A 15,681-nucleotide genomic window follows, 5' to 3' on the forward strand; every position below is an offset into this window, starting at 1 on the left:
TATTAGTAATAGTATATAACCCCTTCTTCTATAAGAGGGGGTTATACACTATAATAAAGAAAAAACTTCAGTGAGAGTATAAATTTCTTTCTGAAGTCGTTGATACTGCCGCTGCGCAGGTGATGATTTAACATTAACAACTAATCCAATAATAATTCACGATATTATATTAATTAATATCGTGTTTCCATAAATCATTAAGTAAACGATTACTATTAAACCGAAAAAGGAGTGTACAAATTATGGCTAAGTATGTAATGGCACTAGATCAAGGAACAACAAGTTCAAGATGCATTTTATTTAACAAAGAAGGACTTATTGCAAGCGTAGCTCAAAAAGAGTTTACACAAATATTTCCGAGTCCAGGTTGGGTTGAGCATGACCCTATGGAAATTTGGGCTACTCAATTAGGTATGGCACAAGAAGCTATGGCCAAAATTGGTGCCACAGCAAAAGATATCTCCGCTATTGGTATTACTAATCAAAGAGAAACTACAGTGGTTTGGAATAAAAACACTGGAGTTCCTGTATACAATGCAATTGTTTGGCAATGTAGAAGAACCGCTGGCATGTGTGATGAATTAAAAACTATAGGCTTTAATAAAGTAGTACGCGATAAAACTGGACTTATACTTGATGCTTATTTTTCTGGAACAAAAGTTAAATGGATACTTGATAATGTCGCTGGTGCTAGAGACGAGGCTGAAAAAGGTAATTTAATATTTGGTACTATTGATACATGGTTAATTTGGAAATTAACAAATGGAAAGGTTCATGTAACAGATTATACAAATGCTTCAAGAACACTTCTATACAACATTCATGAATTGAAATGGGACGATGAAATACTTAGTACTTTAGATATACCTAAATCAATGCTTGCAGAAGTAAAACCATCAAGCTGTGTTTATGGATACACCGATAATTCAATATTTGGTTCTCCAATTGCAATAGCTGGCGCAGCCGGTGATCAGCAAGCTGCCCTGTTTGGACAAACTTGTTATCAAGCTGGAACGGCTAAAAATACTTATGGTACTGGTTGCTTCCTATTAATGAACACTGGTGAAAAAGCAGTTGATTCCCACAATGGTTTACTTACAACTATAGCTTACGGCATTAATGGCAAAGTTAACTACGCTCTTGAGGGCAGTGTATTTGTTGCAGGTGCAACTATTCAATGGCTAAGAGATGAATTAAGAATGATAAAGACCGCACCTGAATCAGAGGAGTATGCCTGTGCTGTTGAAGATACAGATGGTGTATATATGGTGCCAGCATTCGTTGGACTTGGTGCTCCATATTGGGATCCATATGCAAGAGGAACAATAGTTGGTTTAACTCGCGGAACTAAGAAAGAACACTTTATACGAGCAGCACTTGAATCCTTAGCTTATCAGACAAATGATGTATTAAAAGCTATGCAAGAAGATTCAGGTATTACACTTAAATCATTAAAGGTGGATGGTGGTGCATGTGCTAATAACTTCTTAATGCAGTTTCAGTCAGATATATTAGATGTTCAAGTTGACAGACCAAAAGTAATTGAAACAACAGCGTTAGGTGCTGCCTATTTAGCAGGCCTGGCAGTTGGATATTGGAAAGATCAGGAGGAAATTGCGAAAAATTGGGCACTATCAAGATCCTTTGAACCAAAAATGGGAGAAGAAAAGAGATTAGAACTTTTAAAAGGATGGCATAAAGCTATTGGAAGATCAAGAAATTGGTCGAAATAAGGAAAATAAAGCTATAATATGATATGATATGATATGTATTCAAATATAGATGCAATGCAATACATTTCATCTATAAAGATATTCGAAAATTAGGGGGAAAATAAAATGTCAACAAAACTATTAGCTGAATTTTTTGGTACTATGATACTTATTCTTTTAGGAGACGGTGTAGTTGCAGGCAGTGTACTAAACAAAAGTAAGTCTCAAAATAGCGGATGGATTGTAATTGCATCTGGTTGGGCAATGGCCGTTATGTTGCCAGCGTTCATTTTTGGTGCAATAAGCGGTGCTCACTTTAACCCAGCGCTTACTATTGCTTTAGCTGTTGCTGGAAAATTTTCCTGGGCGCAAGTGCCTGGTTATGTTATAGCCCAAATGTTAGGAGCTATGGCTGGAGCTACACTAGTATGGCTTACATACTTAGAACACTGGAAGGCAACAGATGACCAGGCTGGAAAACTCGCAGTATTTTGTACAGGACCAGCAATTAGAAAGTATTCTTCAAACTTTTTAACTGAAGTAATCGGAACATTTGTATTGGTTTTTGTTATATTAGGTATAGGTGGTGTTACAGCTGCTGCAGGATTACCAACATTTGTTGTTGGAGGATTAATTTTGGGTTTAGGACTTTCTTTAGGTGGACCAACGGGATATGCAATAAATCCAGCAAGAGATTTAGGACCAAGAATTGTTCATGCAATATTACCAATAGCCGGTAAAGGAGATTCTGATTGGGCGTATTCATGGATTCCAGTATTTGCCCCAATAGTTGGAGCAGTACTTGCAGCATTAGTTTGGGTAGCTGTATTTTAGTAAATCATGTAGTCATTAAATTGGAACACATAGATCCTCAATAAACTAAATTAAAAGTTTACATGCAAGCCGTAAGTATTTTCATCTTATGACTTCCATGTAAACTTTTTTATTTGTAAAATATATTAACTTTGTAAGTATAAATTATTTTAGATTAGATTATTTATCAAACTTTGTTAAATAAGCAGATAGCTCTTTTAATCCATTTATTAATATATTTGAATGCGAACAGTATCCTAACCTAGCATGCCCCGGAACATCAAAACGATTGCCTGGAACTAAAAGAACTCCTTTTTCTTTTAAAATATCTATGCAGAATTGTTCAATATCAACAGGTATATCTAATTTTATAAATGATGTAGAAACATATTTCGGAAACACTAATGAAACGCGAGGTTCATTTTTAATCCATTCCTTAACAATTTCTAAATTCGTATGGATAATTTTTTTATTTCTATCTAGGACTAATTCTTTATTTTTTAATACATGAACAGCTAGATAATCATCAAAAACACCTGCGCAAATCATAGTGTAATCACGATACTTCCTAAATGAATCTGCTAATTCTTTATTGCTAGCAATCCAACCAACACGTATTCCTGGAACTGAATATGTTTTTGATAGACTATTTGTAGAAATCCCTTTATCATATAGGTCTACTATTGATGAAACAGAAATGTCAGAATCTAAAGGTTTATATACTTCATCAACTAAAATGTAAGCACCCACAGCATCCGCAATCTTAACTATTTCTTTTAGAAAGTTATCATCAAAAATAGTCCCAGTAGGATTATTTGCATTATTCAAACAAATCAATTTTGTATTTGGACGCATTAATTTTTTTAATTCATCTAACTTAGGTAGCCAGTCATTATCTTCATAAATTTCCCAAAACTCCACTTCAGCACCAAAAGACTTTGGAATCTCATATAATTGTTGATAGCTAGGATGCATGGCAATCACATGATCATTTGGCTCAATTAATGAATATAAAGCTAATAAATTTGCGCCAGTTGCTCCATTAGTTTGTAGAATATTTTCAGCTGGAACATTTTCATATAATTTACTAACCTCTTTTTTAAACTCTGGGGACCCTTCTATCCATCCATAGTTCATTTTTGTTTTTAATAGTCCATGGAAAAATTCCTCTGGAGTTGTCCCATCTATAGATATTATTTCCTCTAATGAAAATGAAGCTATTGAGCTTCCTGCTATATCATAGATAGCATCATTTTCCCAAACATTTAACCATTCTTCAACGCCAAAATTTGCAATTTTCATATTAAAAACCTCTTTTCAACAATTTAAATTGTAATTTTACTTATTGCTAATAGATAAATAACATATATTGATCCAATAACGATCAAAGAAGTTAATACAAATTGGTTTTTTGTTAGTAATTTCTTTTCACCATTTTCTTTTCTAGCCATTACAAAAAACGCAATCCCAGGAATATAAGCCAAAAGACAAAGCAAAGTATAGTTTATTCCTGAAGCTAGAATTCCCCAAATTTCAAAAATTACTGTAATTAAACCTATGATTATTTGTTTTATTTCACCTTTTTTATGTCTGTCGATATAAGATATTTTAAATTGATACATTCCAACGAATAAATAACATATTAATATTGCAGCAGTACCCATTGAATAAGCAAACTGATATGCTTTATCTGTAAATAATAAAGTGAAAATGAATAATTGAGTTAAAGCCGCCGTGATAATTAATGAAAAAGTAGGCGCACCAGCTTTATTTACTTCACCAAATTTTTTCGGCAGTAGGTTTGCACGTGCCATTAAAAGAGTGGTTTCAGCGGGTAACATTGTCCACGATAACCATGAACCTAAAATAGATATTATTAAACCTATGTTTATGAATGTAGCTCCCCATGGCCCAACAATATCTTTTAAGATATACGCCATTGTAGGAGTTGGTAAATTTACTAGTTGCTCTTTACTCATAAGACCATAAGGAATCATAGAAGCTAAAACATAAATAATTAATAAACCTAATAGTCCTAGTACAGTTGCCCTGCCTGCTTCAGATTTCTTATTAGCACGAGAAGATAACATAGAGGCCCCTTCTATACCGACAAAAACCCACATCATTACCATCATACAACTTTTAACTTGCACGAATATATCTGATATCTTAAAATTAGTAGATATGTTTCCCCAAAAATGATATGTAAATAAATCCACCTTAAAAGCTATAATACCTATTACTATGAATAAAAAGATTGGTATTAATTTAAATAAGGTAACTAGTGTATTTATAACAGCGGCTTCTTCAACTCCTCTATTAACTATGTAAGTAAGTAACCATATAAAAACACTTGCACCGATAATTGATGGTATATTATGACCATTTCCAAAGACGGGAAAGAAGTAGGAAAGTATACTCATAAGCATTGTGGCAAAGGCTACATTGCCAAGCCAAGATGATAACCAGTATCCCCATCCACTAATAAAACCTCCAAATTTTCCAAAACCATCTTCTGCATAGCTGAATATGCCATTTAATTCAGGCTTTTTTAATAATAAATTGTTAAAAGATAACGATAACATTAAAACACCAAAACCAACAATTATCCATGCAATAATTGCAGGTCCTGCTGCAGCACCAGATACTAAATCACTAGATATACTAAATATACCAGCACCTATTGAGGACGTAATAACTAATGCTGTTAGTGAAAACAACCCTAGTTTTTTTGATCTATCAGACATTTTGTAATCTCCTTTTGATTAATGTATTAGCCATATTTTAAATTGGTGAGAGCAATAATATTGCCCTCACCAATTAATTTTATAATTATTTTAGGCTAGTTTCCAAGTGTAGCAACCATAATTGCTTTGATTGTATGCATTCTGTTTTCTGCTTCATCAAATACTATAGAATGTGTACTTTCAAATACTTCATCTGTAACTTCTAAACCTTCAAGACCATATTTTTCAAATATATCTTTACCTACAAGTGTTTTTAAATCATGAAAAGCTGGTAGGCAGTGCATGAATTTAACGTTTTTATTACCTGTCTTATTAAGCATTTCCATATTAACTTGGTATGGCCTTAATAATTCTATTCTTGATGCCCATACTTCGTCTGCTTCGCCCATAGAAACCCATACGTCTGTGTAGATTACATCTGCACTTTTAACTCCTGCATCAACGCTATCTGTAATGGTAATCTTTCCTCCTGTTTCTTTAGCAATTTCATTACATTTTGAAACTAATGCTGCTTCTGGGAATAAGCTCTTTGGTGATACAATTCTAAAGTCCATACCCATTTTAGCAGCGCCTATCATCAATGCATTTGCCATGTTGTTTCTTCCATCTCCGGCATATACAAACACAATATCGCTTAATGGCTTGTCAAAGTGTTCTTTTATAGTTAAAAAATCTGCAAGAATTTGTGTTGGGTGGTCTTCAGTTGTTAATCCGTTCCAGACAGGAACTCCTGCATATTTTGCTAGTTCTTCAACTATTTCTTGGCCATATCCTCTATATTCTATTCCATCATACATTCTTCCAAGAACTCTAGCTGTATCTGCTACAGATTCCTTTTTACCAATTTGAGTTCCTGTAGGTCCAAGGTAAGTTACATGAGCTCCTTGGTCTAGTGCTCCTACTTCAAAAGCACATCTTGTTCTTGTAGAACTCTTTTCAAATATTAGCGCAATGTTTTTACCTTTTAATTTCTGTTGTTCTGTACCTGCATACTTAGCTCTTTTTAAATCTCTAGCTAAATCTAAAAAGTAGTTTATTTCCTTTGGAGTAAAGTCCATCAAAGTTAAAAAGTTTCTGTTTCTTAAGTTAAACATAATAAATTCCTCCTAATATTGTTGTTTTTATATTGTTTTTATATTGTGTTTATAAGTTGTCTCTATTTAGTGGCATACTCATACATCTTGGGCCGCCTCTTCCTCTTGAAAGTTCGGCACTTGGCATTGTGAGCACTGTTACACCACGTTTTGATAAAATTTCATTTGTAACATAATTTCGTTCATAAGTTATAACTTTTCCTGGTGCAATAGCTAGAGTGTTTGATCCATCATTCCATTGCTCTCTTGCCGCTACAATAGCGTCACCACCACCACATCTTATTAAATCAACTGAAGGCACTTTTAATGCAGATTTTAATACATTTTGTAATATATCTTTTTCTTGCTTAATATTTAATTCTCCATTGACACCTTTTGTAATTTCGAAAACATTAAGTGGTCCTTCTATCTCTGGGTGTATTGTAAATTTATCATAATCAACCATAGTAAATACAGTATCAAGATGCATAAATGCTCTGCTAGATGGAATTTCTAGTACTAATACTTTTTCAAAAGTAGTATGTATTTCAAACAAATTTCTTGCTACAACTTCTATAGCTTCAGGGGAAGTTCTTTGACTGCATCCTATTGCAAGGGTTGTGGCAGATAATATAAGTTCGTCCCCACCTTCGATATTATTTGGGAGGCTTCTATCATACCAAAGTGGCACTTCATTTTGTTTGAAAGAGCTATGATATTCATGAATAAATTCTAGGAACAAAGTCTCACGTCTTCTAGCTTCAGTTTGCATAGTATTTATAGTAATCCCATTTCCAATTGAAGCACCTGGATCGCGAGTAAAGTAAAGATTAGGCATAGGATCTAAGTAGAATGGATACTGGGTTCCTATTAATCCTCTTAGAGAATGAATCTCCTTAACAGCTATTTCGTTTTTTCTAACTCCAGCCATAAGTATATCAATCATTTCTCTTGTAGGCTTTGACATTAAATAATCATAAAGAGATTTATATATTTCTTTATTACTAATGTGGCTTTCATGTAAAAACTGTTGTAAAAATATTTTTTTTGTTTGATCCTCATTCAAAGCCTCTGTAACAAGTTCTTCTAAATAAAGAACTTCAACATCGTTTTCTTTTAATATTTTTGCAAATATGTCATGTTCTTTTCGCGCTACTTCTAAATAAGGAATATCATCGAAAAGCAATCTTTCAAGAAGATTTGGTACTAAATTTTCTATTTCTCTACCAGGTCTATGTAGCATTACTTTATTAAGTTTTCCTATTTCAGAAGTTACATTTATAAATGATTCCATTTAACTTGGCCTCCTATTCATTTTTATTTATACTATCATTATAAAGTGTACGATTTTATAAGGGAACCCCATTATTTCACTGTAATTGCATATATATCTTGATTATTAGCTTTGCTCCTGAATTATCACTATATGGTTATGAAAATCTCTATTTTGCGCAATAATACTACATACATCTCCTCTTGATAAGTTAAAACGTCAGATTGTTTGTATATATATTCGCAATTATCTAATTTGCTATGCATAATAATAAAACTAAAGCATAAATATTCATTAAACTTATTTTTGGTTATTTATACTTATAAATGTGTTTAATGATTTTTGTTAATAATTTGTTCATAATTCTGTTAAGATTTTACCATCTTTGTATATGGAAGTCAACCGCAAATTTTTTTTATAAATTAAAAGCTTAGGATTGTTTTCACAATCCTAAGCTTTATTATCATTTATATGTGTACTTATAATTCATTATCTCATTGTAAACAAACGAGGTTCCTGTAAGTAATCTTGAACAATCCTAAGAGATTCACCAAACCTTTGATAGTGAACAATTTCTCTTTCTCGTAGAAACTTCAATGGATCTAATACATCAGGGTCATCTGCCATGTTAATTAGATATTCATAAGTGGCCCTTGCTTTTTGCTCTGCTGCTAAGTTTTCTGTTAGATCTACAATTGGATCCCCTTTTGATTGAAGATAAGAAGCATTAAAGGGTACTCCTGAAGCACTTACAGGGTATACTCCTCTACCATGATCCACATAATAGCCACTCATGCCTCCTTTTTCAATTTCTTCAAGACTGGCACCTTTCATTAGCTGTCTAACCATAGCACCTACCATTTCTAAATGGGCCAATTCTTCCGTACCAATATCAGTACATGTTGTTATCGCTTGAGGCGTAATCATAGAAAAGCGCTGACTCAGATATCTTAATGAGGCACCTAATTCACCATCCGGTCCGCCATATTGAGTAATAATAATTTTCGCCATTGCAGGATTTGGGTTTTTAATTTTCACTGGATACTGTAAAAACTTATCGTATGTCCACATAAATTACATATCCCCCCTTTCAAGTTTGAAATTAGCATCAGTTTCCCAAGGCCATGGATTATTTATCCACTGCCATGGATAAGGGCTCAGCGAGTTGTCAGACAACATTCCGTAATTCATCTCATAGCTTTCTCTTAATCCTCTTGATTCCATCACATAAAAATTATATTTTGCAAGAGCCTCTTGATCCATTGGATGGGTATTAAGAAACAAACCTAGGTCATCTTTCATAAATTCTGAAGCAACAATTAGTTTTAAAAGTTCCATTTTAGTCTTCATAAGTTCTCCCCTTTTTACTTGATGCAAATGGACTATTTTTTTTGTTTTCCCCCTCAAACGGACTATAAAGTTCTGGGAAAGCAGTTCCTCTTTTAAGTGCTTCTAAAGGCGCAAAAATCGTGCAAAGTTTTTGGTACGGAACGTAAGCTGCGGCTAATCTAACATTTTCTATTATAGTTTCTTGTGGAATACAATTACTCATTGTTGGGCAGTTTGTTTTTTTTCTCATTTCATTCTGTTCCAATTTAATCCTCCATATAATATTGTTTAGTACATAATATTATATTCACGTATTTAAAAATGTGATAGTTTTCTTTTAATTAATTATTGACTTTTATTGAAATTGTGTATACTATTTATAATGAATGTAAAAACTTCTAACCACCTTAAAATTGGTTAGAAGTTTTTTTAAGGTATACTAATATTAAGGAAGGCAAATAAATGCATTTGCCATGGAGGTAAAAATGGGTAAGAATCAAAGTGTTAAAGGTAATTTTATTTACAACAACATAGAGAAAATAGGTAAGAATTTTATGTATAAAAATCTTGAGAGAAGCAATTGTTATAATAGTGATTTTTCAAACTCTAATTTTAATTTTGTAAATTTTAGAGGTGCGCATTTTAAATCATGTGTGTTTTTTGAGTGTACCTTTAAGTGGGCCGAATTTATTGGAACAAATCTAAAAGGCAGTGATTTCAAAAATACTATATTTGAAAATACTATATTTGATTCTGTGAATCTAGACGGTGTTGATTTTAAAGATGCGGAATTTAAAAATACTATATTTTTGTCAACTGATGTTACAAAAGCTAAGAATCTTAGCATTAAAAACTCAGGCATCAAAATTTTTGATGAAATGCCACAATTTGAAATTAGTGAGGACCTTAAAATAGCTATTCTAGATGCAATGAAAAATAAATATGTAAAGGCTGCAAGGGTTCTAGATACAAAAGATGGTAGCATTAACATGATAAATTTAACAATATTATTAGAGAACTTTGATGAGGATACCTTAATTAAAGGATTAAATATCATTAAATCCGATTTAAATTGTGATTTTCACACATTAAGTTATATAATTAAGTTTTTAAAAAACAATATGTAATGTAATTTATAAAAAAATTTACAATGACATCAACGGAAGTAAGGAGTACATAAGATGAATGGGCGATCACACCAAAAAATAGCGATATTATCATATGCTATAGTAGCGACAATACCTTTAATTAATTCAATGCCAATATTCAACAATAAATATATACATGTTCCAATGGGAATAAGCATTATTGGCCTTGGAACTGCCTCTCTGGCGGGATTACTTGTTGATGCAGATAGTCAAAATAGTAAGATAAACCAAATGAACCCACTTTCAGGCACAAGTACTAAAGTAATAAATAATATGGAAAAATCATTAAAGTTATTACTAAAATTATTATTAAGTATTGGACTTGGGGCACTGATTTTGTGGTATTCAAAAACTATTGTACAAGAGTTAACAATGATAAAATATATAGGTAAATATGCTGAGATATTCACATATTTTATGTCTTTCCTTTTTATAGTTTTAGGAATCACCAATGATAGGTATTACAAAAGGATTCCTATCATTGGTTTAGTTTATAAGAAATTATCCGCCACAATTAGTAAAGGAACAAATAATTTCAAAAGGTCGACCATGCTTATAACTTATATTGGTTCGAGTGCAATTTTAGCAATGTATAACGTTACTAATTTAAACGATGCATTTATTTATCTTATTTGTATTTTATTAATTTGTATAGCAATATTCCCACACAGAACATTTTTGCACTCAATAGAAGGCGTTACTATTTTTACTATTTCAGCTTCATATGTATTTAATAAATTAGGCTATGAGTATTTAACGGGGTGTTTTTTCGTTGGATATATAAGTCATATTTATTGGGCTGATATATTTACTAAAGAAGGAGTACCAATACTTTCAATACCCAGGTTTCTTGCGCAGTTATTGAAAAAATTAGGTATTCATAATAAATTTGTTAATATATTAGAAAAAATAGGTAAGTTTAAACTTAAATTCCCACCACATATTACCACAGGCTCTGATACTGGAAATTTATTTGAAGTAATATATATTGTAGTATTATTTGTAGTAGTCGTGATAGGTTTCAATGTTTATGGTGGAGAATTCAGAGTAATATAAGTAAAATATATCCCCTTTTTAAGCACTAGCATGGATTTTGGGATACAATTAAATATATACAGATGGAAAAGTGAGAGGAGAGATTTTATGAAGTTTATTGCTGATTTACATACCCATACTATAGTTAGTGGCCATGCATATAGTACTTTAATGGAGAATGCGAAATATGCTAGTGAGAAAGGTCTTGAGATATTAGGAGTTACAGATCACGGTCCTAATATGCCAGGGGCTCCCGACCCTTGGTATTTTGAAAATTTTAAAGTGCTGCCAAGAGAATTATACGGTGTTAAAATGCTTTACGGATGTGAAGCTAATATAATTGATTATGAAGGTAATCTTGATATACCAGTAAAGCTACAAAATGTTCTTGACATAATGATAGCAAGCATGCATGAACCTCTAATGGAAGGTGAAAAGAGTGCAGACTTAAATACAGCTACTATTTTAAAAGCTATGGATAATCCTTATGTGAATATTTTAGGACATATGGGAAATCCTAAATTCCCTATACATGCGGAAGAAATCGTAAAAAAAGCAAAAGAAAAAAATATACTAATCGAAATAAATAATAGCTCTTTTGTAACTTCAAGAAAAGGCAGTGACAAAAACTGTCTTAAAATTCTAAAACTTTGCAAAGAATTTGGAGTAAGGATTATTGTAAACAGTGATGCTCATTTCTGCTATTCTATAGGAAATTTTAGTGTTGTAGAAAAACTACTTAGAGATATAAATATGCCTGAAGAACTTATTATTAATACTAATAAAAAAATGTTATTATCATTTCTTAAAGAAAAAGGTAAAAATATATAATACAGTAGCTAAAATCATTAAACAGACATAAATAAGACTGTTCAAAAAGTTCTTACCATTTACAGAGATTGGAAGCTTCTAAAAGCTTCCAATCTCTGTTGTTTTTAATCCTCTTTCTTAACTATTAGCATATAATCATTTTTTATAACTCAAAGTTTAACGACATTTCAGAAGGAAAGTCTCCTACTTCTATAAGTGCGGTATTAATCTCCTTCTGAAGTCGTCAATTCATCTTCTTCGATGCTGTGCAGCTCCGCAGGAGTTGATTTAATATATACATATTATTTTATAACCTCATCCTTGCTTTGTTTCTCATCTTCCAAGTCTTCAAAGGCCCTCTCCATTGCAATTCCTACGTCACCTACAGATTCATCAAGTGCTTTATCCAATGTTTGCTTAATTTCATCCCTTTTAGTATTTGTATCTTCTTCAATATCCTCTTCAATATCTTTTGCATTACTAATAATAATATTTTTTATTTCGCCACAACAACTTCGAACGAACAAACCTGCAATAGCTCCTCCAATTGCGACACCTATCACTGCTAAACTGTTAATAGGGCAAACCCTTTGTTTTCTTTTTTTAAATTTATTTTTATTTGATAGTCTGTCTAAAGAATTCATACAATAATCCTCCTAAATATAATAAATATTTTTGCAACATTTATTATATTATTTCCCCATTATTATAAAAAAATTCAATTAATGAATAAGAATAAATATGTAAATATATACACATACTAAAGAAAATGAGGTGCTATAATGAATAAAAAACTAAGTCTTATAATGTTTAGTGGAGAATATGACAAAGCTTTAGCTGGATTAATACTGGCAAATTCAGCTAAAGAATTAGGAATGGAAGTGTCTATGTTTTTCGCCTTTTGGGGTCTGCTTTTATTGAGAAATCCAAATATAAATACAAGTGAAGGTAAGTCTTCGCTGGAGAAACTTATGGGTGCAATGACTCCAAAAGGTCCAGATGAATTACCCCTTTCCACCATGAATTTTAGTGGTTTCGGAAAAAAAATGCTTGAGGCTATGATGAAGGAAGACGGAACACCTACCCTTTCTAAATTTCTAGAAGGTGCTGTAAAAAAAGGTGTTAAGTTTTATGGATGTAAGCTTTCAATGGAAGTTATGGGCCTTAAAAAGGAAGAACTCATTCCAGAACTTGAGGTAATTGAGGCTAAGGACTATCTAAAGGATGCTCTCGAATCAGATATACAATTATTCATATAAGGGTAAGTGCATAAATAAACTGGCACCTATAGGGTAAGCACATAAAAAAGTGTTTACTCTACAGGTGCCAGCTTACTTAGGATTTACTTCCTTATTGCTAGAATAAAACTCCACTAAAGCCATTCTCATGACTGCCCCTGTTTATTTAAAACTTTGGGCTTTGGGCCAATCTAAGAATATTGAAAGTAATCCGCAAACTATCATTAAATAAGAATATATTGAAAAAGGAATAATTTGAATAGGTGATATCTTCCCAATTGTTGCTGCTAATAGCATTTGCCCTGCATAAGGACTTACGCCTTGAAACCCAGCCGAAAATATATCTAAAATACTTGCTGCTCTTATTGGACTAACCCCATATTTCTCTGACAAATCCTTTGCGAGTGGTCCTGCCGTAATAATAGATATTGTATTATTTGTTGTAGTTATATCTAGCACGCTTACTAGTGCAGCTATTCCTATTTCTGCTCCTTTTTTTGTTTTAACTTTAGATGCTAAATTTTCTAGTAGATACTCAATCCCCCCATAATAATGCATAAGGCCAACCAATCCGCCTACTATAATAGATATCAGTGCTAAATCTTCCATCCAGCCCATCCCTCTTTGCAATATTGCAAACATCTCAACTATATTAAAACTACCCATTGCAAGTCCTATTATTGATCCAGTAGCTATACCTATTCCTAAAACAACCATAACATTTAGGCCGATTGCCGCACTAGCAATAATTGATATATATGGAATTATTCTAACTAACGAGTATTCAAGTGCTTGCAACTGAACATTTCCACCAGATAGAAAAGTCAATATTATTACAGTAATAACAAAAGCGGGTAAAATAATTAAACCGTTTGATTTAAATTTATCTCTCATTTTTACTCCTTGCGTTCTTGTAGCTGCAATTGTTGTATCTGAAATAAAAGATAGATTATCCCCAAACATTGCACCACCGACTACAGTTCCTAATACCAAAGGTAATCCCATACCCGTTTGCGATGCTATACCAACTCCTATTGGCGCTAAAGCTGTTATAGTTCCCATTGAAGTGCCCATAGAAAATGATAAAATAGAACAAACTATAAATAAACCTGGTAACATCATATTGGCTGGTAAAACACTTAATCCCATATTTACTATGGAAGTAACAGCACCCATTGCATCTGCAATTGAATAAAAAGCGCCTGCCAATATGAATATAACTACCATTAACATAATAGTAGGTTCTCCAGCCGCTTTCGCAAATATATCAATCTTGTCGGACAACGATGTTTTCTCTCCTTTTTTATCCAATAATAAAGCAAAAGCAGTAGCGAAAACAAATGCTAGCAATAATGGCATACTAGAGAAGTTTCCCGTTAAAATACCAACCCCCATAAACAATATTAAGAAAAATACCAAAGGTAATAATCCTATAAAATTAGTTCTTTTTTCCATTTAATTTTCCTCCTATGTATAATAATAATTATTCTTTCATGTTAAATCATCGCCTTAGTCTGTTCTAAAGCTTTTGTTTAGATATAACCATTTATTTTGTATATCTTTTTACTATTCTATCATTTAATTTCGTTTATTTCGATGTATTTTGATATATTCCGGTATTTTTTTATGTTTTGTTTAAATAAACACAGCCCTTAATAACTTTTACTATATTAAATATTCATATATTGTTATTATATAGGTATCTCTACCATATACTTGTCAAAAACGAACAAAATCATATGGCGTAATATTAAAGTTTAAGTTTAAAATATTATAGTAAAGGAATCGGTGGAAAATATGAAATCACAATCATTTAAATTTAGGGTAATAATGTTTGCTATTCTTTCTGCTATAGTGATAGGTATAATGGTTAATGCTACAATGAAAAATAACAGTGTGATTGTATCGAGCAATAAAAACGAAGAAATAAAAAAGCAACAATTAAAAGAAAAAGAAAAAGAAAAAGAAAAACAGCAACAGATAAATCAAAAACAAGAAAACTTAGAAAAGGTATGGAAGAAAGGGTATGATGAATTTTTTGATAAAAAATATAAGCAAGCTATTGAAACGGAAAGACAAGTCATAAAAGAAGATCCTACTTTTTATAAAGCATATGCTGTAGAAGGAATTGCCTTAGCTTATAGTGGAAATTTTGAAAAAGGTATGCAGCAAATCAATCAATCATTAAAACTTAACCCTAATTACGGATATGCAAGATTTAATAAAGCACTAGCCAATGAATTATACGAACATTATGATGAAGCTATAACATGGTATAAAAAAGATCTAGAAGTCGAAAAGTTTGAATGGAGCTATTATGGTATAGCTAGTATCTATGGAAGAAAAGGTGATGTTAATAATACCGTAAAATACTTAAAACTAGCTATTGATATTAATCCAAGTGTAAAAAATAATGCAAAGAATGAGGAAGATTTTGATAATGTACGTAACCATATGGAGTTTAAGGAATTAATAGAATAACTTTTCTTTGCCATAATACTAA

At 32.0% G+C, this 15,681-nt stretch carries 16 protein-coding genes; 7 read left to right on the forward strand and 9 right to left on the reverse strand.

The annotated features are described in order from the left end of the window. Positions 1 to 242: 242 nt before the first annotated feature. Positions 243 to 1,733, forward strand: a complete 1,491-nt coding sequence (gene glpK, locus ACWJJ2_RS05075) for a glycerol kinase GlpK (RefSeq protein ID WP_216304578.1) — start codon at positions 243 to 245, stop codon at positions 1,731 to 1,733. A gap of 105 nt (positions 1,734 to 1,838) precedes the next feature. After that, a complete protein-coding gene (locus ACWJJ2_RS05080) occupies positions 1,839 to 2,546 on the forward strand; it encodes an MIP/aquaporin family protein (RefSeq protein ID WP_216304577.1) in 708 nt (235 codons plus the stop codon). A 159-nt stretch (positions 2,547 to 2,705) separates the two neighbouring features. On the opposite strand, the gene ACWJJ2_RS05085 is transcribed toward ACWJJ2_RS05080, so the two are convergent. The 7 genes from ACWJJ2_RS05085 to ACWJJ2_RS05115 all read right to left on the reverse strand — a co-directional run bounded on the left by ACWJJ2_RS05085 (position 2,706) and on the right by ACWJJ2_RS05115 (position 9,212). Continuing rightward, positions 2,706 to 3,827, reverse strand: a complete 1,122-nt coding sequence (locus ACWJJ2_RS05085) for an aminotransferase (protein ID WP_216304576.1) — start codon at positions 3,825 to 3,827, stop codon at positions 2,706 to 2,708. Positions 3,828 to 3,850: 23 nt separating this feature from the next. Then, positions 3,851 to 5,272: an arginine-ornithine antiporter gene (gene arcD / locus ACWJJ2_RS05090; RefSeq protein WP_216304575.1), complete on the reverse strand. Its 1,422-nt coding sequence runs from the start codon at positions 5,270 to 5,272 to the stop codon at positions 3,851 to 3,853. Between the two features lie 95 nt (positions 5,273 to 5,367). Beyond that, positions 5,368 to 6,366 (reverse strand): ornithine carbamoyltransferase, encoded by a 999-nt coding sequence (argF, locus tag ACWJJ2_RS05095; RefSeq protein ID WP_216304574.1) that lies wholly within the window; start codon positions 6,364 to 6,366, stop codon positions 5,368 to 5,370. 49 nt (positions 6,367 to 6,415) lie between these two features. Continuing rightward, positions 6,416 to 7,639: an arginine deiminase gene (gene arcA, locus ACWJJ2_RS05100; RefSeq protein WP_216304573.1), complete on the reverse strand. Its 1,224-nt coding sequence runs from the start codon at positions 7,637 to 7,639 to the stop codon at positions 6,416 to 6,418. A 468-nt stretch (positions 7,640 to 8,107) separates the two neighbouring features. Further along, on the reverse strand, positions 8,108 to 8,689 hold the full coding sequence (locus ACWJJ2_RS05105) for a manganese catalase family protein (RefSeq protein ID WP_165414511.1): 582 nt from the start codon (positions 8,687 to 8,689) through the stop codon (positions 8,108 to 8,110). Positions 8,690 to 8,692: 3 nt separating this feature from the next. After that, positions 8,693 to 8,968, reverse strand: a complete 276-nt coding sequence (locus ACWJJ2_RS05110; RefSeq protein WP_165414510.1) for a spore coat protein CotJB — start codon at positions 8,966 to 8,968, stop codon at positions 8,693 to 8,695. Beyond that, complete coding sequence (locus ACWJJ2_RS05115) at positions 8,958 to 9,212, reverse strand: spore coat associated protein CotJA (protein ID WP_253198299.1); 255 nt, start codon at positions 9,210 to 9,212, stop codon at positions 8,958 to 8,960. Before ACWJJ2_RS05115 ends, ACWJJ2_RS05110 begins: the two co-directional genes overlap by 11 nt. A gap of 220 nt (positions 9,213 to 9,432) precedes the next feature. Here ACWJJ2_RS05115 and ACWJJ2_RS05120 point away from each other — a divergent pair, with 220 nt between their 5' ends. From ACWJJ2_RS05120 to ACWJJ2_RS05130, 3 genes are all read left to right on the forward strand, one after another. Continuing rightward, positions 9,433 to 10,074 (forward strand): pentapeptide repeat-containing protein, encoded by a 642-nt coding sequence (locus ACWJJ2_RS05120; protein ID WP_216304428.1) that lies wholly within the window; start codon positions 9,433 to 9,435, stop codon positions 10,072 to 10,074. Between the two features lie 54 nt (positions 10,075 to 10,128). After that, complete coding sequence (locus ACWJJ2_RS05125; protein ID WP_216304427.1) at positions 10,129 to 11,151, forward strand: metal-dependent hydrolase; 1,023 nt, start codon at positions 10,129 to 10,131, stop codon at positions 11,149 to 11,151. Between the two features lie 87 nt (positions 11,152 to 11,238). Next, a complete protein-coding gene (locus ACWJJ2_RS05130) occupies positions 11,239 to 11,961 on the forward strand; it encodes a phosphatase (RefSeq protein ID WP_216304426.1) in 723 nt (240 codons plus the stop codon). Positions 11,962 to 12,242: 281 nt separating this feature from the next. On the opposite strand, the gene ACWJJ2_RS05135 is transcribed toward ACWJJ2_RS05130, so the two are convergent. Further along, positions 12,243 to 12,584, reverse strand: a complete 342-nt coding sequence (locus ACWJJ2_RS05135; protein ID WP_216304425.1) for a hypothetical protein — start codon at positions 12,582 to 12,584, stop codon at positions 12,243 to 12,245. Positions 12,585 to 12,722: 138 nt separating this feature from the next. On the opposite strand from ACWJJ2_RS05135, the gene ACWJJ2_RS05140 reads away from it, so the two are divergent. Further along, positions 12,723 to 13,199, forward strand: coding sequence for a DsrE/DsrF/DrsH-like family protein (locus ACWJJ2_RS05140; protein ID WP_220286877.1), 477 nt, complete (start codon positions 12,723 to 12,725; stop codon positions 13,197 to 13,199). A gap of 141 nt (positions 13,200 to 13,340) precedes the next feature. Here ACWJJ2_RS05140 and ACWJJ2_RS05145 read toward each other — a convergent pair whose 3' ends face one another. Continuing rightward, positions 13,341 to 14,633, reverse strand: a complete 1,293-nt coding sequence (locus ACWJJ2_RS05145; RefSeq protein ID WP_216304424.1) for a Na+/H+ antiporter NhaC family protein — start codon at positions 14,631 to 14,633, stop codon at positions 13,341 to 13,343. Between the two features lie 342 nt (positions 14,634 to 14,975). On the opposite strand from ACWJJ2_RS05145, the gene ACWJJ2_RS05150 reads away from it, so the two are divergent. After that, positions 14,976 to 15,659 carry a tetratricopeptide repeat protein gene (locus ACWJJ2_RS05150; RefSeq protein ID WP_216304423.1) on the forward strand — a complete coding sequence of 228 codons (684 nt, stop codon included), beginning with the start codon at positions 14,976 to 14,978 and terminating at the stop codon, positions 15,657 to 15,659. Positions 15,660 to 15,681 lie beyond the last annotated feature (22 nt).

The organism is Clostridium sp. CM039 (assembly GCF_055081075.1).